The sequence below is a fragment of the Shewanella hafniensis genome (assembly GCF_019655335.1).
Lineage (GTDB): Bacteria > Pseudomonadota > Gammaproteobacteria > Enterobacterales > Shewanellaceae > Shewanella > Shewanella hafniensis.
Genome location: NZ_BPFD01000030.1, coordinates 1 through 21,318, shown reverse-complemented (window position 1 = coordinate 21,318; position 21,318 = coordinate 1). Strand labels below are relative to the sequence as shown.

Annotated in this window: 16 protein-coding genes; 7 read left to right on the top strand and 9 right to left on the bottom strand. The window is 46.3% G+C overall.

Annotated features, from left to right (window positions below; translation table 11 throughout):
- Positions 1-216: 216 nt before the first annotated feature.
- A complete protein-coding gene (locus K5Q99_RS10455) occupies positions 217-621 on the top strand; it encodes a hypothetical protein (protein ID WP_220591940.1) in 405 nt (134 codons plus the stop codon).
- Between the two features lie 169 nt (positions 622-790).
- Here K5Q99_RS10455 and K5Q99_RS10450 read toward each other — a convergent pair whose 3' ends face one another.
- The 5 genes from K5Q99_RS10450 to cutA all read right to left on the bottom strand — a co-directional run bounded on the left by K5Q99_RS10450 (position 791) and on the right by cutA (position 7,443).
- On the bottom strand, positions 791-1,825 hold the full coding sequence (locus tag K5Q99_RS10450; protein ID WP_220776821.1) for an aldose epimerase family protein: 1,035 nt from the start codon (positions 1,823-1,825) through the stop codon (positions 791-793).
- A gap of 160 nt (positions 1,826-1,985) precedes the next feature.
- Positions 1,986-3,131 (bottom strand): galactokinase, encoded by a 1,146-nt coding sequence (galK, locus tag K5Q99_RS10445; RefSeq protein WP_106649368.1) that lies wholly within the window; start codon positions 3,129-3,131, stop codon positions 1,986-1,988.
- A gap of 295 nt (positions 3,132-3,426) precedes the next feature.
- Complete coding sequence (locus tag K5Q99_RS10440; RefSeq protein ID WP_220591943.1) at positions 3,427-5,082, bottom strand: cation:proton antiporter domain-containing protein; 1,656 nt, start codon at positions 5,080-5,082, stop codon at positions 3,427-3,429.
- 181 nt (positions 5,083-5,263) lie between these two features.
- Complete coding sequence (locus K5Q99_RS10435; protein ID WP_220776820.1) at positions 5,264-7,123, bottom strand: protein-disulfide reductase DsbD; 1,860 nt, start codon at positions 7,121-7,123, stop codon at positions 5,264-5,266.
- Positions 7,120-7,443 carry a divalent-cation tolerance protein CutA gene (cutA, locus tag K5Q99_RS10430; RefSeq protein ID WP_220776819.1) on the bottom strand — a complete coding sequence of 108 codons (324 nt, stop codon included), beginning with the start codon at positions 7,441-7,443 and terminating at the stop codon, positions 7,120-7,122. Before cutA ends, K5Q99_RS10435 begins: the two co-directional genes overlap by 4 nt.
- Positions 7,444-7,694: 251 nt before the next feature.
- Here cutA and K5Q99_RS10425 point away from each other — a divergent pair, with 251 nt between their 5' ends.
- Positions 7,695-8,279, top strand: a complete 585-nt coding sequence (locus K5Q99_RS10425; protein WP_106649372.1) for an FxsA family protein — start codon at positions 7,695-7,697, stop codon at positions 8,277-8,279.
- Between the two features lie 218 nt (positions 8,280-8,497).
- On the opposite strand, the gene K5Q99_RS10420 is transcribed toward K5Q99_RS10425, so the two are convergent.
- From K5Q99_RS10420 to K5Q99_RS10410, 3 genes are all read right to left on the bottom strand, one after another.
- A complete protein-coding gene (locus K5Q99_RS10420; RefSeq protein WP_246604449.1) occupies positions 8,498-9,484 on the bottom strand; it encodes a DUF3187 family protein in 987 nt (328 codons plus the stop codon).
- A 675-nt stretch (positions 9,485-10,159) separates the two neighbouring features.
- On the bottom strand, positions 10,160-13,249 hold the full coding sequence (locus tag K5Q99_RS10415; RefSeq protein ID WP_220776818.1) for an efflux RND transporter permease subunit: 3,090 nt from the start codon (positions 13,247-13,249) through the stop codon (positions 10,160-10,162).
- Between the two features lie 3 nt (positions 13,250-13,252).
- Positions 13,253-14,335, bottom strand: coding sequence for an efflux RND transporter periplasmic adaptor subunit (locus K5Q99_RS10410; protein WP_220776817.1), 1,083 nt, complete (start codon positions 14,333-14,335; stop codon positions 13,253-13,255).
- Positions 14,336-14,463: 128 nt separating this feature from the next.
- Between K5Q99_RS10410 and K5Q99_RS10405 the strand changes: the two genes are divergently transcribed.
- Entirely contained in the window at positions 14,464-15,465 is a 1,002-nt protein-coding gene (locus tag K5Q99_RS10405; protein WP_220593003.1) for a LysR family transcriptional regulator, read from the top strand.
- Here K5Q99_RS10405 and K5Q99_RS10400 read toward each other — a convergent pair.
- Positions 15,462-16,823, bottom strand: coding sequence for an MATE family efflux transporter (locus K5Q99_RS10400; protein ID WP_220776816.1), 1,362 nt, complete (start codon positions 16,821-16,823; stop codon positions 15,462-15,464). The genes K5Q99_RS10405 and K5Q99_RS10400 overlap by 4 nt on opposite strands.
- 224 nt (positions 16,824-17,047) lie before the next feature.
- Between K5Q99_RS10400 and K5Q99_RS10395 the strand changes: the two genes are divergently transcribed.
- From K5Q99_RS10395 to K5Q99_RS10380, 4 genes are all read left to right on the top strand, one after another.
- The gene (locus K5Q99_RS10395) at positions 17,048-17,338 is read left to right on the top strand and encodes a co-chaperone GroES (protein ID WP_006086113.1); all 291 of its coding nucleotides are present in this window, start codon (positions 17,048-17,050) and stop codon (positions 17,336-17,338) included.
- Positions 17,339-17,395: 57 nt separating this feature from the next.
- Complete coding sequence (gene groL, locus K5Q99_RS10390; RefSeq protein ID WP_220776815.1) at positions 17,396-19,033, top strand: chaperonin GroEL; 1,638 nt, start codon at positions 17,396-17,398, stop codon at positions 19,031-19,033.
- Positions 19,034-19,250: 217 nt separating this feature from the next.
- Positions 19,251-20,456 carry a tyrosine-type recombinase/integrase gene (locus K5Q99_RS10385; protein ID WP_220776814.1) on the top strand — a complete coding sequence of 402 codons (1,206 nt, stop codon included), beginning with the start codon at positions 19,251-19,253 and terminating at the stop codon, positions 20,454-20,456.
- Between the two features lie 13 nt (positions 20,457-20,469).
- Positions 20,470-21,195 carry a hypothetical protein gene (locus tag K5Q99_RS10380; RefSeq protein WP_220776813.1) on the top strand — a complete coding sequence of 242 codons (726 nt, stop codon included), beginning with the start codon at positions 20,470-20,472 and terminating at the stop codon, positions 21,193-21,195.
- Positions 21,196-21,318 lie beyond the last annotated feature (123 nt).

Sequence of the window (21,318 nt, the reverse complement as noted above, 5' to 3'; positions counted from 1 at the left end):
TGATTAAACTTTTTGGGTACTTTGGCAGAAATTAATACGTAATTAGTGAAAATTTCATGGTATGAGGCATTGATTATCGGAAATATTCTGTAAAAATACCCAGTTGAAAACGTCAGAGACTTTCCGGCGCTATTCGTGGATCAAAGCAAGCGATACTTCGCTTATTCAGGCTAAAAAACTCATAGTGTATGTGTTGATTTAAGGGTATTAGCATATATGTATAACACAGCAAAGAAACAGGTTTGGTATGGTGAGCTGAGAACATCGAAAGGCAACGCGATTGTCGTCCATGACAACCAGCTGCCCGATGCCTCCCCAGGACGTATCTACCTATACAATACCGATCGCGATGCGATCATTGAGTATGTGGAAGATATAGTCAAAGTGAACCTATACGACTTAGATGAGGCTGCGTTAAAAGCTGCTGAGGCTAAGTTTAGTGGTGCATGGAAGGCGGCTAGAGCTCAATTCATGAGTAAGCATCAAGCTCGTATTGACCTAAACAACGTGAAGGAAACTGCGCCTGTACGTAAGGCAAAGCCTGAAGTTGAACCAGAAGTGGAATCCGATGCCGTAGGCGTGGATTTTGACGATGATTGGGGCGATGATTTTGATGATTAACACAGTGTCGGCTTAAGGGCTAACACTGTGAGTGTAAGGAATAAAATAGGGCTTATTTTATTCCTTATCGCTTTATTTCCTTCCGCGAAACCGAGTGTTAACCTCAATTCATCGCTATTTTAGCGTGCCCCCATTTACCGTTAATTTATTGCTATTTTATAGGCAATGGTTACGCATCGGCATCGAACTGATATCGGCTGATGTGGTGATAAACCTTGCCAGGTACTAACCAAACATCATCACCAAAGCGCTCGCCTTGATTCGGTGAGTCTGGCAGCATCTGCGGCTCTAAACACACGCCATGATGTTGATTTAATACCTGTTGATTGCGACCTACAGTGCCATCTAAAAAGTTAGCGCAGTAGAGCTGCACGCTCGGTTGATTGGTATAAACCGTCATAGCGCGACCACTCACTGGACTGCTTAAACAGCCAAAGCGGGCAAGTGAACCGCTTGGATCATTCATCATATAACAGTGATCATAACCGCGCGTGCTTGCGAGTTCTGCGGCATGCAGTTTGTCGCCTAAACGTATCGGCTGACTCAAGTCGAAAATCGACCCTGCCGTCTCGGCAATCCCAGTGGGAACACTGACATCATTCATGGTGAGATAACGCTTGGCATCAATTTGCATCAAATGCTCGTGATTGGTCTCTGAACCATCGAGGTTGAAATAACTGTGCTGGGTTAAGCTCACGGGGCAGGCTTTATCCACTGAGGCTAAGATCTCCACATAGAGATTATTGCCTGCCAGGCGGTAATCTAGCTGAACCGTGCAATTACCGGGAAAACCCATGTCGCCGTCTGGACTCATTAAGGTCAAGCGCACACCATCGGGCAGTTGGCCTAAGTGCCAGTTTTTACGGTTAAATCCTTCACGGCCGCCGTGTAAACAGTTGGTCGCTTGGTTGACATCGAGTTGATAATCTTGACCTTGATAGTGCATTTTGCCGTTAGCGATGCGATTCGCAAAGCGGCCTGCAATGGCACCTAAATGAGCCGATTGCGTCAGGTAATCTTCGGCGCTGTCACAACCAAGGACGATATTGGCACGTTCGCCGTGTTTATCTGGGGTCCACAGAGCGCGGATAATTCCGCCTAAGCTGATGACTTCTAATGCGAGTATGCCATTGTCGATCCGAACCCGCTCGATTTCGCCGCCACGGGGATCGGTCCAAGGATCCAAAACACTGAAACGTACCATTTAGCTTCCCTCTGTGTTGAATATGCTCACTGCTTATTGTGTTAAATGAGTATGTTAACCCTATTATTTGCCATCAACACTATAAAGTTCAGCGATGAATTCGTATGGTATCGACGGCCTTGTCACTGTATTGGTTTTCTTTGTTTTAAGCGCGTTCTGGCTAATTGTCTATGCGGCCCGCGCCAGCGCTGGCGGAACATAAATAGACAGTGGCATCGATGGCGGTTTTGTCGAAAAATTCATGTTCAACAGCGGCAACGACAGCGTCGGTCAGTTCATGATCGACTAAAGCCACCACGCAGCCGTCGGTCATGCGGATACCGCCACGCTCGCCAATCACTTGGCTGACAATCTCAACTAAAGTATCAAATTCGGGCAGTGTCACTTCAAAATCATCCCGCAGTGAAACATGGGATTCCGCCATTAAGCGGCTGAATTTTTCAATGTTATTTTGCTCTAACGCGCGTGCAGCACTTAGGGTTCTTTGGTTTTCTGTGACTACGTGTTTCGCTCTGCGATATAACACTTCATCTAAATCGGCTTTTGCGCTTTCTAATCGACGTAAATCGAGGTGACGCAGTGCATCTAAGCCAAAGTATTCAGCCGCTTGGGCGCATTCATTGCGACGTTGTTGATTGGTGGCAGCTAAACGTTGTTTCTCAATATGGGCATCTATGATGATAAGGCTTAGGTTTTCTGGGATAGGAATGGCTTCACTGTCCAGATCTAAGCAGTCAATCAGTAGTGCGTGGTCTTGCTCACCCATAGCGCTGCACATTTGATCCATGATGCCACAGGCCGATTCAACATACCTGTGCTCGCCGCGCTGTGCGAGTTGCGCTACCGCCATTGGCGATAAATGCAGTTGGCTGGTATCACTGATGGCAGTGCCGAAGGCGACAACTAAGGCGCCCGATGAGGATAACCCTGCTGCAAGTGGCACATCGCCCACAATGGCTAAGTCTAAGCCCTTGGCTAATAAACCCGTTTGCGCCATAGCCGCAGTAAAACCTTTGAGGTAATTCACCCAGCCATCTTGCGGGTCCATGTCGTTTTCTTGACCAAAGGTCCACTCTTTAATTTGTCCGGGGAAGGCATCGGCAACGGCACGAAACTTAGTGTCGTCACGGCGTTTTACTGCAATCACTGTATGAAAATTAATGGCCGCGGGGAGTACAAAACCGTCGTTGTAATCCGTGTATTCACCGATCAGATTGACGCGCCCAGGGGCTTGATATAAATCGTCGGCTTTAGTGCCAAAGGTTTGGACAAATAACTTTGTGGCGCGCTGCGCAGGGTTTGACATGCTGTAAAAAATTCCAAAAAAGCTGAGCTAATTTCGTTACCGTCATCGATTTATATCACGACTGAGTCGGTGATGTAACTGAGATTTTTTGCTGAAATGGCGATAGGTTGTAAGGAGAAAATCGATACTGTGATAGGAAGTCAAAATAGCGTATTCAGTGCGTTATCTAGTCGATTGATTTGTAAAGATTAGTCAGTAGTTAGTTGGATGCCGCACAAACTTGCAGAAGAGGTTACTGCTCGTTTGTGCGGCCTATTATGGCGTGATTTTAATTCAATGCAGCATTAGCAGGCACTTAACTGTTGGACTCTGCATTAATCTTAGGATCAGCCACTTGCGCTGTTTCTTCCGCTTGCGCGGTGTTTTTTTCTGAGTCTTGCAACAGCTCGTAAATCACATGATCCACAAAACCGGCACCGGCGGCTTCGTACAGGTTATAAACACTGTGTACACCGGACTCTCGAAGCGCCGCGGCATCGTCACTGTACTGCACAATCGCGCTGATCTTGCCTTGATAATCCAGTTTTTTGAGTTGCTCGACCGCAAACATATTTCCCGCGTGGTGCGGCATGGCCAGCAGCACTAATTCAAGATTCGGTGCTCTGTCGAGCTTCTCCCAAAAGTCGGTATCCGAGGCATCACCTTGTACTACGTTGCGGCCCTTGGCTTTATGTAAGTCGACTATGTCTTGCTTGTGCTCAATGCCGAGAATTTCGCCGTCAAATTGCTCCCTGAGTTCATCGTAGGCACCGCTACCAATGCGGCCCATACCTAAAATTAAGAAGCGTGGATTGCCAATGGCGATCGGTCTGTCTTCTGGATGCAATGGGCGTTTTTCAAGCTTGATTAAACGCTGTTGGAATCGTTGATAGATGTTACCTACGGTGGCGTTAAGCGGCGCGGCGAGTAAAAAACTAAAGCTTAATGCCACGGCGATGATCACTAGCCACTCTGGAGGTAACCAGCCTTTATAGGTGGCAACGGCGGCGACAATCAGACCGAATTCACTGAAGTTACCTAGGTTGAACGAGCCCAACATTGAGGTCCGTGAACGCAGCTTAAAGCGGGTAAGAATGTAGACAAACAGCAGGATTTTAAGTGGCACTAACAGCACTAACAGCGCCGCGAGCACGATATCCGATACCGTAGGTAAGCCGTTGAGCCCAATGGTTAAGAAGAAGGCGACGAGGAAAAGTTCTTTAAAATAGAACAGGGATTTTGCCAGCTCAGAGGACTTTTTGTGGCCCGCCAACAAGATACCGATAATCAGTGCGCCGAGATCGGGTTTTAAGCCAACAGACTCAAATAACCAAGCGCCAACCACGAGTGCCATTACTAGACCAAAAAGGACTAACAGTTCACCGTGGCCAACACGGTCGAAGGCTTTATAAATGAGCGGCTTAGCCAGTGGCAGTAAGAGTAATGCGAAGGCCCATACCGAAGGTACATCGCCCTTAGAAATGGTTAAAAACAGTACGGCGAAGATATCCTGCATAATCAAGATACCAATGGCGACTCGGCCGTAGAGGGATTGGACGTCGCCCTTATCTTCTAACACTTTGACCGCAAATACGGTACTGGAGAAGCTCAACGCGAAGGCGATTAACGTCAGCTGCTCAAGGTTAAGACTGGTGAGTTGGCTTAAACCCAGTAAGCCGAAGAGTTTCAGAATCGGCACAAAAATCACGATCGAGAGTACCAAGTGCACACTCGACCCCGCCCACACTTCGGCCTTGAACAGGCTGCGAATGTCGAGTTTTAAACCAATCGCAAACAACAGCAAAGTCACGCCTAGGCTGGCGAGTTCTTGCAGCAATGGCAGGCTTTCTTTATCTATCCCTAGGACGAATAATACGAAGCCCGCCACTAAGTAGCCGATGAGCGGTGGCAGTCCTATACGGCTGACGAGCATGCCGCAGATGAGTGTGATAATGAGGATACCGGGTTCCATGATGCTCCAATCTAAAAAGTCCAAAATAGTGACTGATTGTATAAGAAATCTATGACACTGGAACAAAAAAGCGGACTTTTAATGAAAAAAGTCCGCTTTTTATTGGTGTTGCGGCAAATACACTCGCCGGTTAAAACCTGCGCGAGTGAAATTGCTTTAGTGGTCTAAGTCTAAACCGTGACTATTTCACCAGATGATCTAAATGGGCGGCAAAATCTTTAGGGCCCATAAAACCAGTCACACGTAAATCTTCCCTTTGCTCGCCTTGTTCGTTAAACATCAACAAGGTAGGCAAACCGAGCACATTGTATTTTTCGAGTAAGGCCACATCGACCTTATCACTCTTAGTCACATCTGCTTGCAGTAGCACGATTTTATTCATGCGGGCTAACACGTCAGCATCCTTAAAGGTGATGGCTTCGAACTCTTTACAGGCAACACACCAATCGGCGTAGAGATCTAGCATCACAGGCTTGCCTTGGGCGGCAGCGGCGGCGATTTCTTGCTCAAGATCTTTAATGGATTTAATCCGTTTAAAGCCATGGGCTTCTTCGGTTGTCGCCGCAGTGCCTACGGGGTTGTGATTAAAACCTAAGTGGCCCATCACAGCTTGGAATCCATAGGAGAAACTCGCCAGTAGCGCCAGCGTTAATAGCACTGAACGGACAGTTTGTTTCCAGTTAAATTCACTGAGTTTGTTCTGATGCATCAAGTAGCCAGCGAAGCTCACGCCCCACAATGACCAAAGCACATCGGATACCACGCCCGTCCAAATACGGCCGAGCATGACGATAGACACAGCGATCAACAGGAAGCCGAAGATGGTCTTAATGATGTCCATCCAAGCGCCGGCTCTGGGTAATAATTTACCGCCCGAGGTGCCGATAATCAGCAGAGGTAAACCCATGCCCATACTGAGCACATACAGGGCTAAGAAGCCTTGGAGTAAGTCGCCGGTTTGCGCCACATAAACGAGTGCGCCCGACAGCGGCGCGGTAGTACAAGGTGATGCGACCAGACCTGAAATCACGCCCATCAAGAATACGCCAACTAAGTTGCCGCCTTTTTGATTGTTCGATACTGAGTTCATCTTCTCCTGCCAGCTCGATGGCAGTTTTAGATCGTACAGGCCAAACATAGATAAGCTGAGCACAAAGAACAGGATCGCCAGAACCACTAACACGGCCGGATGTTGCAATGCTGCTTGGTATTTCAGTCCCGCCGATGCGACCACTAAGCCTAAGATAGAATAAGTGATTGCCATGCCTTGCACGTAAGCCATGGACAAGGTAAAGGCTTTGGCAGTTGAAAGCTTTTGCCCTTGGCCGACAATAATGCCGGACAAAATCGGGTACATAGGGAATACGCAGGGCGTTAATGCCAGACCGACACCCAGACCAAAGAAGATCACTAAGGTCCAAATCAGGCTGTCGTTCGACAGCATTTGGCTCAGGGTATCTTGCTGGGTAATAGGTTGGGGATTGGCTTTATCGGCCGTGCTCGGTTCAATGCTGGCAGACTCAGTGCTAGCTGGTTCTGCTGCGGCGGTTGATTCGCCTGCTTCGGCGCCTGCGATTAAGCCATCGTTGGCGGCAATTGCTTTTAGCACCACGTCACGTTTGGTTGGTGGATAACATAACTTACCTTCGGCGCAGCCCATAAAAGTGACTGTCAGAGTGGCATTGTCATCGGCCTGTTTCAGCGCAACGGGAATATCCACATAGGTGTAATAGACTTCTTGTTCGCCAAAATACTCATCTTGATGGGGCTTACCCTTGGGCAGCGCCACTGTGCCTAGTTCGGCGCCATTAACACTGAATTTAAGCTTGTCGCGGTACATATAGTAACCGTCGGCAATCACCCAATTGAGTTTGACCTGATTACCTTCTTGCTTGAAATCGAAGGCAAAGGCTTGATCGACAGGCATCAATTCCGGCTCACTCTTCATGAAGTCGAATTTGTTACCGAAAACCCCTTCACTGTGCGCTAAGGGCGTGAGGAGCAATAAAGACGTGAAAATAAGGCTGAGTAGTTTTTTCATGGCTGAGTGTTGTCTTTTATCCAATCTAAGTAGGCTGGTAGCCCGTGAGTCACAGGCACGGCAATAATTTCGGGTACTTGATAAGGGTGGAGTCTAAGCACAAGTTGTTCTAACTCTGAATATCGACTTTGTAAACATTTAATCTGTAAGCTAAATTCTTGTTCTTCGCAGATTTTCCCTTCCCAAGCATAAATTGAACGTATCGGGGCGGAGATATGAACACTAGCGGCAATACGCGACTCAACTAAAGCCCGAGCCAAGGTATTGGCTTGTACTTCATCGGGGCAGGTAGTGCTAACCATTAAATACTGATGCTGCATGGTATTAGGTATCGTCTCTTAAGAATCTTAAAGTTCGCTTAAGCCAACTGAGTTAGGCTACTTTACGTGTTTTAATGGTCTCATACATTAGCGCGTTAACAAAAGGGTGAGCTAAATATCAGTTGTTAAATCCGTTGCTTAATCAGAGGTTATTAGCCCCTTAGTCTGTCGCAATGCTTAGCCTGACTTGAATTAAGACCGGATAGTCCCCATTTAGTTTACACAGATAGTCAGATAAACCTGAGGTCGGTATGTTTTTCATTATATTTTTACTCTTTGTGCTGATCCCAGTAATAGAGCTGTCGGTGCTGATCCGTGTGGGTGAAGTGCTTGGCACTTGGACTACCATAGGTTTAGTGCTGTTTACCGCCGTGCTCGGGGTCTCTTTGGTTCGCAGCCAAGGTTTAAGCACCTTAATGCAAGTTCAACAAAAACTCGCTCGCGGTGAAGCGCCGGGGCAAGAAATCGTCGAGGGCATGATGCTAGCTATGGCGGGCATTTTACTGCTGATCCCCGGTTTTGTAACCGACGCCATTGGCCTGTTATTGCTGACACCATTCACTCGTCGCCCGATCGCCGCCTTGCTGTTTAAGCGCATGCAGTTACGGGTTGTGGCGGGATTACAGGGTGGTATGCACGGTGGCTTTCAAGCGGGACAAAGTCCGTTTGGGCCTAAGTCGCATGGCCCATTTGGCCAAGCGCCGTTTGATGATAGCGTGAAGAAAGACGGTAATGTGTTTGAGGGTGACTTCGAGCATAAAGTCGATCCAAGTGATATCAAGCCCGCTAGCCATCAGCTGTCTGATAAAGATCAGAATAAAGATCCTAAGCCTTAGTCTGTTATGGTTTAGTGCGTTTGATACACGCCTTTAATCGCTTGAACTTTTTACCCCAATCTTGCTTCAATGCCAGCGGCCATCATGATTAATTTGAGCTGCGCCGCTGGTGTATTTCATCTGATCGCAATAGTCATTCACTTAGCAATATCACTTAGCAATATCACTTAGCAATAAATGTACTATTTTTTCGTTCCACGAGATTGAATAAGATCTGTTTAAATCATCATTCGATACCCAAGAGAAAAAGCAATATCAGTACTATTGTCCATATTGAGCAGATTTTCGACTATAGCAAACTCAATTGCACTGTTATCTAGATAATATCTATAGCCTAGAAATACTTCGTGTGAAGCCTTTGAAAAGTCATTATCTGCATTCAGTAAGCCATCATAATGATGCAATTCAATAAGCCAACCATGACGTCCCATCAAAAATTCATAACCTAAAGATAACATTAATGCATGATCTTTATAGTCTGCTCCGGAGAGGCTTTCATTATTTTGTCTAAAACTGATGCCAGCTGTGGAGTACAAGTTATGCATTCCAGTGGTATAGCTATAATTCAGCTGTAATGCTTGTTCAAACCGATTGTCTACAAATGGGCCTGAATTAACATGGTTGTAATATAAGCTGCCACCTATTGATAGCCCATAATTATTTTCATTAATTAGCTGATATTCTAAATAGAAATTTAGGGCATTCGTTAGCGTGTCGCCAGAAAGATCAGGTTGATTTATACCATTCTTTGAAAATATTTGGTTTTTGTCTTTGATTGTATTGTCGCGACCATTTTGACCTATACCAAAAGCATCATGAAACCAGATAGTGACTGAGTCAAGGTGGTTATCTCCACTAAAACTCCAGTTGTAATGACTATCTAGCATCCATTTTTCTGTCAATTGCCACTTGATGCCACCATTGAGAGAATTATGATAATAGTCAGCATAATATTCATCAGTTTCAGCCCATACACTTGCAGCCGTCGCAGATCCGTATAGCTCTTTTTTCCCCTCAGGCAGTGCAAAGCCAGAGCGCAGCATAGGGGTTAAGCTAGCCGCCTGCATGGGTGACTGAGCATACACACTGAGTGGACCATAATGGTTATAATTGATATTTTCTGCGAAAGTATTCGGTAAGAAAAGTACCGCGTAAATTAGCTGTGCTCTAATTGTCACAGATAACATTTTCTTTGCATATCTCATCTTGGCGCTCTTTTAAACTAATAAAAATTAAAGGCAACGCTTATTGAAAAGACATTTGTTACCTATAAATAGCTGATATTTAAATTGATAATAAGTTTTTACTTGGCAGCTTAACATTACTGAATTCAAGCTACAAAAACACATACCATAGGAGTACGAGTGCAAGCCAGAATGCTCTGCCGATAAACGGAATTAAAGATAGTATGAGCAGAGCGCTGATAATTCCCAGTAATACTGTCGGTTTTCTTATTGGAAGAATACTATCAAAACGTAATTTCATGATGCTTCTCAAATGTTAATTCCAACAAAATAGTAACATTATTTTGTCGTAAACTATGAGGGTGGTATTTAAGATGGCATGGCAAATTAATAATCGGCTATAAATATACCTTTGTTATTTATTCGTGTAAATGTGCGTAATTGATTATTACTTCATATTACTCGTGTAAATATGGAACTGATAGTTCATGTTTTAAGGAATACATTTTTTCTTGGCTGTGTTATTTGCCATCATTAATTAAAGCCTTGCATTAATATGCCAAATTTAGTTATTCAAACGATATTGTTTTCAGTTTTTCTTAAAGGGCAATAATGACCAGTCAGCCACTAACAGAGTGACTGACCGGCCGCGCCGGGAAGCGTTTTTGGAACAATTGCGGAGCTATAAGTTGAGTGTTATTTGTTAGGTGACTCACCTCCTATCGCTGTCGCTTTAATATTGAATACTAGGCTGTACATCACTGGCAGTACTATGAGTGTTAACAGTGACGCAAAACCGAGACCGAAAATAATCGTAATCGCCATTGAACCGAAAAAGGCGTCAGAGATCAGTGGGATCATCCCGAGCATAGTGGTTATCGCTGCCATCATGACGGGGCGCACACGGCTGACACAGGAGTCGACCAAGGCGAAATAAGCGGGTTTGCCTTCACTGAGTTCGAGGTTGATTTGATCGACCAAGACGATACCGTTTTTAATCACCATACCCGACAAACTCAGCAGGCCGAGTAGCGCCATAAAGCTGAAAGGGGCGTCGAATAACAAGAGTCCCGCAGACACCCCAATCAGGGCCAAGGGCACAGTAAACCAGATCACTAAGGGCTGACGCACTGAGTTGAACAAGAATACAGTGATCAAGAACATCGCCAGATAACCCATAGGAATTGAGCTGAATACTGCGGTTTGTGCTTCGCCTGCGGTTTCAAATTCACCGCCCCATTCCAAGTGATAACCTGCGGGCAGGCTGATCGCTTCGACCTTGTCTTTCACTTTACGCAGCACAGAGTCGGCTGTTTCATCACTGCCAAGCTTAGGATCGGCCATCACAGCGAGCATACGCATGCGATCGCGGCGCATCACCAGCGGATTTTCCCACTCAGTGTTGAAGTTACTCACCACTTGAGTGGCTGGTACAAAGGTATTGTGTTCGCTACTCCAAATTTGCAGCTTCCATAGGCTGTCGGCTTGCAAACGTTCTTCGGCGGGCGCTCTGGCGACGATCGGCAACAAGTGGCTGGTTTCTCGGTATAAACCAATTTGCTTACCGCTAAAGTTAACCAATAGGGCATTGTCCAGATCTTGTTTGCTGATCCCCGTTTCCCGCGCTTGGGCGTTTTCTAACTGTGGACGGATCAAGGGCACTTGGTTGCGCCAGTTGTGGCGTATGCCATCCATGCTCGGTTCGGCGTGGAAAATGGCTTCGGCTTGGTCGCCTAAAGCGCGTAGCACTTCAGGATTATCGCCATAGAAGCGCGCCTCAATTTTGGCGGCGGGCGAAGGGCCGTTCTCCATGTTTTTCAAGCGATATTGCGCCTGTGGGAAACGTTGATTTAACAAGGTTTCTAACTCTGGCATATAGGCTTTAACGGCGGCAAGATCCTGCATTTCGACTATCAACTGCGCAAAGGCGGGATAGCCTTTTTCTGGTTGATAGGGCAGGACGAAACGCTGCGAACCTTGACCAATAACGGTTGTTAAGTGTTTTAGCCCTACGTCTTTTTGCTCGTTCAGCGAGAGCATTAACTTTTCGATATCAGCGGTAAAGCGTTCGGTTGCTTTAATATCTGTCCCTTCTGGCATCCAGATATCCACAAAGAAAATTGGCGTGTTAGAGGCAGGGAAGAACACATTTTTAATATGACCAAAGCCCACCACCGCGCTGAACAGCATGGCGACAACCAGCAGAATACTCACCAGTCTAAAGCGCAGCGCTAGGGTTAAACTTGCGCGATATAAGTTGAAGAACCAGCCCTTGTAAGGGTCTTGGGCTTCTTCGTCGCTCGGCGCATCCTTAAATAACAGATGGCAGAAGAACGGCGTTAAGGTGATGGCGGTGATCCAACTGATAAACAGCGAAATCATCAACACTTGGAATAAAGAACGGCAGAACTCACCGGCGGCATTTTGCGATAGGCCAATGGGCGCAAAGGCAATAATGGCAATTACAGTCGCGCCCAATAGCGGCCACTGGGTTTGAGCCACAATTTGCTTGGCGGCTTCGAGGCGCGTTTTACCACGGCGAAGACCAATCAAAATACCTTCTGTGACCACAATCGCGTTATCGACCAACATGCCGAGGGCGATAATGAGTGCGCCGAGGGAGATAAGTTGTAGCTCAATCCCCAGCACTTTCATCACAATAAAGGTACCCAGAATTGTCAGCAGTAAGATCAGACCCATCAACAGACCCGAGCGCAGCCCCATAAACAGCAGGAGCACGGCGATCACGATTGCAATCGATTCTAATAGATTGATTAAGAAGCCGTTGACTGTCTCATCGACCGCCTGACTCTGGTTGTAAACCGTCGCTAAATTCATGCCGATTGGGCGTTGGGATTCAAGCTCGGCTAAACGGTTACTGACCTTCTGTCCGACTTCAACCACGTTCACGCCACTAGAGAAAGAGATCCCCAGAGATAACGCCGCTTCACCCTTATTGTGGTAAAGCACATTCGGGGTTTCGTCGTAGTCCTTCTCAATATTGGCAATGTCGCCAAGGTAAATGAGCTCAGTGCTACCCGGTGGACTAACGATCAAACGCGCGAGATCCTGCACATTGCTAAATTCGCCCGTGGGATGAATACGGATACGGTTATCGCCAATCACTAAGCTGCCCGCGTTAGAGACCACGTTTTGATTGTTCACTAAACCATAGATATAGCTTTGATCTAACCCCAGTGCCGACAGCTTTTGCTGGGAGATTTCAATCACCACTTGCTCGGTGACGTTGCCCGCAACTGAAACTTTTTTAACGCCGGGTACTAGCACGAGTTCACGGCGCAGATAGTCGGCGTAATTGCTTAATTCGCGGTTACTGTAATCAGGGCCAGAGAGATTAAATAAAATGCCATACACATCACCAAAGTCGTCCATCACTTGCGGCGCTGTGGTGCCCGGAGGCAAGCTTCCAGCTGTGTCGTTGACCTTGCGCCGTACTTCATCCCATACCTGTGGCAGGCTGGTTTTGTCGTAGCTTTCTTTAATCTCGATTTGGATTTGTGACAGGCCCGCACTGTTAATCGAGGTCACATGCTTAATCGCATCGAGTTGTTGTAGGGCATCTTCGAGCGGCAGTGTGACTTCTTCTTCCACTTGCTCTGGTGATGCACCGGGATAAGCCGTGATCACTAAGGCTTCTTTAATGGTAAATTCGGGAAATTCTAATTGCCCCAAACCGGTAAAACTCACGCCGCCACCCACGAGTAGTAGCAACACAAACATCCAACTGATGACTTTGTGGCGTATCGAATACTCTGCAATGTTCATCAATTACACTCCACGCTGCCAGCGAAGTGGTTTGACTTTCATGCCCGCGGATAATTGAGACACCCCAGCGCTGACGATAAGATCGCCCTTGTTGACGCCAGTTAAAATCTCAACGCCTTGATTACTCACGCGTCCTAGCGTCACCATCGTCGGTTTGACTTCACCCGATTGGGTTTGATAAACCCACACTTGCACTTGGCCATCTTGATCGCGTTTATCGATAGCGGTCACAGGCACGACCGTTGACGCGAGTGCGCTGGGATCTTTGACTAAAGCCAAGGTTAATTCGGCGCTCATACCAGGAAGTAATTGAATATCTTGGGGTTGAGGTAATGAGAACACCACTTCATAGGCTTGAGTGCCTGGGGTGACTTGGGTGGAGTATTCTTTAAACTTGGCGTCGAAGCTCTGCTCGGGGAAGGCGCTAAAACGCACTTTAGCTGCAAAGTGAGCTTGATCGGTATATTGCTTCAGCCCCGCCGCCATGGCTTCGGGGACTTGAATGCTCACATCGAGCAAGTTGTTGTTTTGCAGTGTTAGTACGCCTTGATTGGCCTGCACGATTTGGTGATTATCCACTAAACGTTTTGCAATAGTGCCGCTAAAGGGCGCGGTTAAGCGGGTGTAACTCAGCTGATCGCGCGCAGCCGCAAGGGCGGCCTTGGCCGATTTGAGCTGCGCTTGAGTGCTATCAAACTCAGACTGTGAAATCAGCTTACGATTGAGTAGCTCGGTCTTACGTTTAAAGTCGGCGGCTAACAGTTCGTGCTCTGCCTCACGGGTCATTAAGTTATTTTTGGCATCCCTATCGTCAAGCTGGGCGAGCAGACTACCTTGAGCGACTCTTTGGCCTTCGACTAATGTCAGTTCGGTGAGTTGCCCTGAAATACGGAACGACAATTCGGCGCGGCTATTGGCGGCAACGCGGGCAGGAAAGGTTCTAAAATCTCCAGCTTCTACGTTGAGCACTTCAAACAGTTTAACCGGACGGACAGTGTCCACTTGCACTGAACTTTCCGCTGGCGAACAACCACTGAGCAGGGCTGGAAGCAGCATAGCCAGTGGCAAGAGTCGAGATGATTTCATGGTAGCGATTTCCTAGTTAACAAGTTGTCAGCATTTCTGAGCGCGAAGATAACAGCTAAAGTAGTTGCAATAAACGGGATACTTTGGGATTATCAGTCCCACATAATGAGATTGAATTTAAGGCCAAAATGAAGACAGAGGACTTAGCGTTATTCCACCGAATTGCTGAAACCGGTAGTTTGATTGAAGCGGCTGATTTACTTAACTTACCCAAATCGACTGTGAGTCGACGTTTGCAAGCCTTGGAAGATGAGCTGAATATTAAATTGTTCCACCGCCAGAGCCGCTCCATGACGCTCACCTCTGCGGGCAGCCATTTCTACCAGCGCTCGCAAAACATTCTGGCCCAGCTCGATGAAACTCTATTTGAAATGACCAATGATGATGCTGAGATCAGCGGGCATCTGCGCATTCAAATGTTCCCCATCCATAGCATGAAAATCTTGATGCAAGCCATTTTCCGCTTTATGGATATGCACCCAAAACTCACCTTAGAAGTCATCAGTAGCTCAGAATCCGTCGATATGGTGAAACATAATCTCGATGTGGCTTTTGTGGTCGAGCCCGCGTTGGATACCTTAGATTTAGTGGTGCGGCCGATTTTTACCACTGACTTACGTTTTTACGCCAGTCCTCAATATTTAGCGGCGCACGGCACACCTAAAACACCACAACAAATTGAATCGCATAATGTTTCCTTGTTCCGATTATCCAACGGAAAAATTTTCAATGAGTTATGGATAGGATCAGAGCAAGAGGTGAGAGTCAGAGGCAATTTCTGCTCCAACAGTGTTGAAGTGGCAGTTGAGTTTGCGTTGCAAGGGCGCGGTATCGTGTATGCGCCCGTTGAAGTGGTAGAGGAATATGTCCAAAGCGGAGAGTTGGTGACGCTGTTACCTGAAATCCAGCCCCACCAAGGCGAGTGCTTCTTAGCTTATCCATCAAGACGTTATGTGAGTTTAGCCAGCCGACGCTTTATCGACTACATAATGCAAGAGTTAGTGCCAAATGGCGTGCCGACTAACATGAGCGAGCAAGGTACACGTCGCTCCTGCAAAGCCTCTTCAGAAGCGTTTTCAGATGATGTTTTGCCACTTTCTAGGCAAAAAATCGAACTCGTTTCCCTTTAGCTCATGGCGTTAGCGGTTGTGACCTTTGTCGGTTCACAGATCCGCTGCGCCAGCCAGTAACAGGCAATCCCCATCAAAATATTGGTCACAGGCAGCGCCAGCAGCAGGCCTTTCACGTCACCTATGTACGATCCCAAGGCCGCCAACGGCAGCATAAGTAGCACTAAGCGGCACAGGTTGATCACCAGTGAACTCATAGGTCTGTGGTAAGCATTGAGCGAGGTTGCGACAATAATCACTATGCCTAAAGGTCCGTAGGCGCAGGGCAGCACTAAGATATAAAAACTAAGCCATTCGATAACCTGCGGATCGGTACTGAATAAGTGCGCGATAGGCTCAGCTAAAAAGATCAGCGGGATATAGAGTAAGGTTTGGAAAACAAAAATAAATTTTATCGATAGCAGCAGGGCTTCTTTCGCTCTTTGTGGCTGTCCTGCCCCTAAGTTTTGCGCGATAAAGGGCATTAGGCTCGACGACAGTGCCATCACGACTATTAACAGCACTGACTCTAAGCGAGTCCCAGCCCCAAAGGCTGCCACTGCGCTATGGTCGATATGTGCCAACATCGCCATGATAACGGCATTGGCTAATGGATTGATTAAATTCATCAGCGCTGCCGGCTGGGCGATATGGGCTAATTTAGTCCAGTTGGCGCGCATTCTGTCGATGTCAAAGGCCGCCCATTCGAGCATCTTGCGCCTAACAATCAACAAATAGCCCGACAAAGATAAGGCAATCAACCAAGCGAACAGGGTTGCTATCGCGGCGCCTTGGATTTCTAAGCGCGGAAACGGCCCAATACCGAAGATAAGTAATGGATCGAGGATAAGGTTAATGACTGCCGCCAGCGCCATAATCATCGCTGGCGAGCGAGTATCGCCGGTGGAACGCAAACCTTGATTGCCCACCATCAACAATACCAGCAGTGGCGCGCTGACATACCAGTAAATCATATAGTCGTGGATCAGCGGCAAGCTGTCATCATTTGCCCCAAGTAAGCGAAACAGCGGCGCGATAAAAATGCTACCCAGTGCGGCTAAACTGGCAATCAAACCAAAGGTGAGTAATAAGGCATCATGCAAGAAGACTTTGGCCTTGTGGGCATTACCCGAACCGATAAGTCGGCCTAAATTAGTCGAGACACCAGCGCCAATACCAATGGCGATACTCGAGATCACTAAGGTCACTGGAAAGGTAAAACTAATGGCGGCTAAGGCTTCGGTGCCCAATTGGCTGATAAAAAAAGTGTCAGCGAGGCTGAAACCTAGAATGGTCATAATGCCAATTAAGTTGGGGAGGCTCATGTTGAGCAGTACACGACCAATTGGCGCGGTGAGCAGCCCGTGTCTGTCTTTCATGGAAAAATAGTGCCTTGTTAGCGAGCGGAGGCGAGATTCTAGCAGGATTGTGCCGACTTGAAAAAACCGACATCAAAAAATTGAAGTTTTTTTTGTAAATGCCCTTGGATCTCGACACAGCCAGCCCCATATCTCAGACAGCAAAAGAGCAGACCGAGGTGTCTGTTTTTTTAATCACAAATAGGCTCGATTGTAGGGCATCAAATCATTAGGAGAGTTCATAGATGAATATTCGTCCATTACATGACCGCGTAATCGTTAAGCGTCTAGAAGTTGAATCAACATCAGCGGGTGGCATAGTACTGACCGGTAGCGCCGCTGAAAAATCAACTCGCGGTGAAATCCTTGCTGTGGGCAATGGCCGTATTTTAGAAAATGGCACAGTTAAGCCACTGGATGTCAAAGTGGGTGACGTGGTGATCTTCAACGAAGGTTACGGCGTTAAGAAAGAAAAAATCGACGGTCAAGAAGTCTTGATCCTGTCGGAAGCTGACCTGATGGCAGTAGTGGGTTAATCCTCAGCATCAATTCGACATTCCAATTAATCATTAAAAATTTAAAGGATAATCAAGATGGCAGCTAAAGAAGTTGTATTTGGTAATGACGCTCGCGTAAGAATGCTGGCTGGCGTAAACATTCTCGCAAACGCAGTGAAAGTGACCTTAGGTCCTAAAGGCCGTAACGTGGTATTAGACAAGAGCTTCGGCTCACCACTGATCACTAAAGACGGTGTGTCTGTTGCCAAAGAAATCGAGTTAGAAGACAAATTCGAAAACATGGGCGCGCAAATGGTGAAAGAAGTTGCTTCTAAAGCCAACGACGCCGCCGGTGATGGTACTACTACTGCAACTGTACTGGCTCAAGCCATTGTAGTTGAAGGCTTAAAAGCCGTTGCAGCCGGTATGAACCCTATGGATCTGAAGCGCGGTATCGACAAAGCCGTTATTGCTGCTGTTGCTGAATTAAAAGCCTTATCACAACCTTGTGCCGACTCAAAAGCGATTGCGCAAGTTGCGACTATTTCTGCAAACTCTGACGAATCTATCGGCGAAATCATCGCAACTGCGATGGAAAAAGTCGGTAAAGAAGGCGTGATCACAGTTGAAGAAGGCCAAGCGTTAGAAAACGAATTGGACGTAGTAGAAGGTATGCAGTTTGACCGTGGCTACCTATCTCCATACTTCATCAACAAGCCAGAAACCGGCAGCGTTGAATTAGATCACCCATTCGTACTGTTAGTAGACAAGAAAATCTCTAACATTCGCGAACTGTTACCTATCCTTGAAGGTCTGGCAAAAACCGGTAAGCCATTGCTTATCGTTGCTGAAGACGTTGAAGGCGAAGCATTAGCAACGCTAGTTGTTAACAACATGCGCGGTATCGTGAAAGTGGCTGCGGTTAAAGCACCTGGCTTTGGCGATCGTCGTAAGGCAATGCTGCAAGACGTAGCAATCCTAACTGGCGGTACTGTTATTGCTGAAGAAATCGGCCTAGAGCTTGAAAAAGCAACCCTGGAAGATTTAGGTACAGCTAAGCGTGTTGTGATCACTAAAGACAACACCACCATCATCGATGGTAACGGCGAGCAAACACAAATTGCTGCTCGTGTAAGCCAAATCAAACAACAAGTTGAAGAGTCAACTTCTGACTACGATAAAGAAAAACTGCAAGAGCGTATGGCTAAACTAGCTGGCGGCGTAGCAGTAATCAAAGTTGGCGCAGCGACTGAAGTTGAAATGAAAGAGAAAAAAGCCCGCGTTGAAGATGCTCTGCATGCAACTCGCGCTGCGGTAGAAGAAGGCGTGGTTCCTGGCGGCGGTGTTGCTCTGGTTCGCGTAGCTTCTAAGATCGCTGACGTTGAAGTATTAAACGAAGACCAAAAACACGGTGTGGTTATCGCACTGCGTGCAATGGAAGCACCACTGCGTCAAATCGCCACTAACGCGGGTGAAGAAGCGTCAGTTGTTGCTAACACAGTGAAGAACGGCAGCGGTAACTATGGTTACAACGCCGGCAACGACACTTACGGTGACATGTTAGAAATGGGTATCCTTGACCCAACTAAAGTGACCCGTTGTGCATTGCAATTCGCTGCGTCAATCGCAGGTATGATGATCACTACAGAAGCTATGGTTGCTGAAATTCCACAAAATGCTAGCCAAGATATGGGCGGTATGGGTGGCATGGGCGGAATGGGCGGCATGATGTAATCGTATTGCCCAAATACTAATACTTCCTAGGACAGCCCGTAAGCTTATAGTTTACGGGCTTTTTTATTGACTTGGCTTCCTATAAGTACCCATAATATTTCATTGGTTCTTAGAATGTTGAGGTGTTAATGAGGGGTATCTTAATTTTATGCCGTCCTAAAAACAGGTATGTAAACCTCAGTACCCCTCATCTTGTACCCCTCTTTAGGAGTTGTGGATGCCCTTAACTACGTTAGAAGTTAAAAAAATGATTTGTCCAGATGATAAATCTCAGGTGAAAAAATCTGACGGTAATAACCTGTTTTTATTAGTTAAAAAAAGTGGCGTCAAACTTTGGCGACTGAGATTTAGGCATGCAGGTAAGTACCAAGAGATGGCTTTAGGGAAATACCCCTCTATATCACTAGCTGAAGCTCGAAGATTGGCGGAAGAAGCAAGAGCTTCATTAATTCATGGTATTAACCCCATGGATGAGCGCAGAGATAGAAAGCGTGTCAAAACAGCCTCTAAAGATAAGTTGTTTTCAACAATTGCTATTAAATGGTGGGAGCAGCAAAGAGATTCTTGGTCTGAAGACCATGCATCTAGAGTTAAGCGATGGTTGCTGGTGGACTCTAAATCTATCTGTGGGCTTCATATTGAGGAGATCGATGCAGGTCATATAACTGAATTAATGCTTGCCATCGAAGCTGGTGGAACGTCTAAGAAAGCCCCTAACATTTTGGCTGTTATAAACCGAGTATTCGGCTATGCATTGGCGCATCGGCTCACACGTAATAACCCAGCTCAAGGCTTGCCTCTGAGAGATATATTAAAACCTTTACCACCTGTTAAGCATAGGGCTGCAATTGTTAAGCCTAACGAGCTCGCTAAATTGATCAGCGATATAGACACCTCAGAGTCGGGTAATTTCTGCACTATCGAAGCTTTAAAGCTGATCCCTCGGCTATTTTTAAGACCAACCGAGATAAGAAACCTAAAGTGGGAATACATCGATTTCGATGAGTGTTTGATAAGGATTCCAGCAGAAGAGATGAAGCGAGGGCGAGAGCATTTAGTCCCGATGTCTAAACAGGTGGTTCAACATCTTCAAGAGATAAAAGCGGTAACCGGATATTCAAAGCTGGTCTTCCCAAATCAAAGGGATAGCAGTAAACCAATGAGCAAAAATATTTTAACCAATCGTCTTCGTGAGTTGGGCTATCCCGCTGATGTCATGTCAGCTCACGGTTTTAGAAGTACCGCATCAACTATCTTGCATGAAAAAGGCTGGAATCATGAGGTGATTGAAGTGCAGCTTGCTCATCTAACTGGGACTGCAACCTCAAGAGCTTATAACCGTTCGCTTTATCTGGCTGAAAGAACCAAATTAATGCAGGAATGGGCGGATTATCTAGACGTTTTATCTAGTAAAACGTTATAGGGCTAGGCTAAGCATGAGTAAGTTATATAAATTGAAAAAATGGTTAACACTTGATGAAGCGATTACTCATATTTCTAATTTGATTGGGGAGTCAATCTCACTATCGGAGTTATATCAACTTGCAGCCGATGGTCACATCAGGCTTTCAGTGAAATTTGTAAATGGAGCAAAAGCTAAAAAAGTACGGCTTATTAGAGCAAAAGATGTGAAATATAAGCAGCTTATACCTAAAAATATCCCCGATTTTCCTAAAGATAAGTGCTTTCGCGTTCCGATAAAAGGATATACCCAGATATCAGGAGACTTGTGGGCTGAAGAGGTCGTAGCTGAGACGTATTCCATATCAGGGGTGTGGGATTTAGCAATGGTTGGTGCGGAACAGGCGGATATAGCAGATAGGTATTATCAAACAACTTCTGATCATGCTGGAATAATTCCTCGTTTCGTTGGGCATTATCTTCAAAAAGATGGCGAAACCTATCAATTACAGGTTAGGCGAGAGCGTTTGTCTGAAAGTGATGAGTACAACTCTTCTTTGGCTCCTGATGCTCAAGACGAAAATGAGAAACTTAGTCTTCAAGAAATAAGGTTGAGGCTGAAGAGGCCTTACAGACCTCCACAATACAGCTTAGCAAGTAAATTAGATGACCATAATAATATTTTAGTGATAAGTACTTCTGAAATAAATAGGTTCATTTACTCGTTAGAAGATAAGCCTAAAGAAGCCAAATCACTGTAAGCGTCCGGTGATCTACGTCTTGCCTAGATTAACCTGCCAAGGTAATAGGCTGTGGAGATCGCAGTCAGGGTAAGATAACTGCGTTAGGCAGTGTTCGATGTAATCGAACGGTATTAGGCCGTT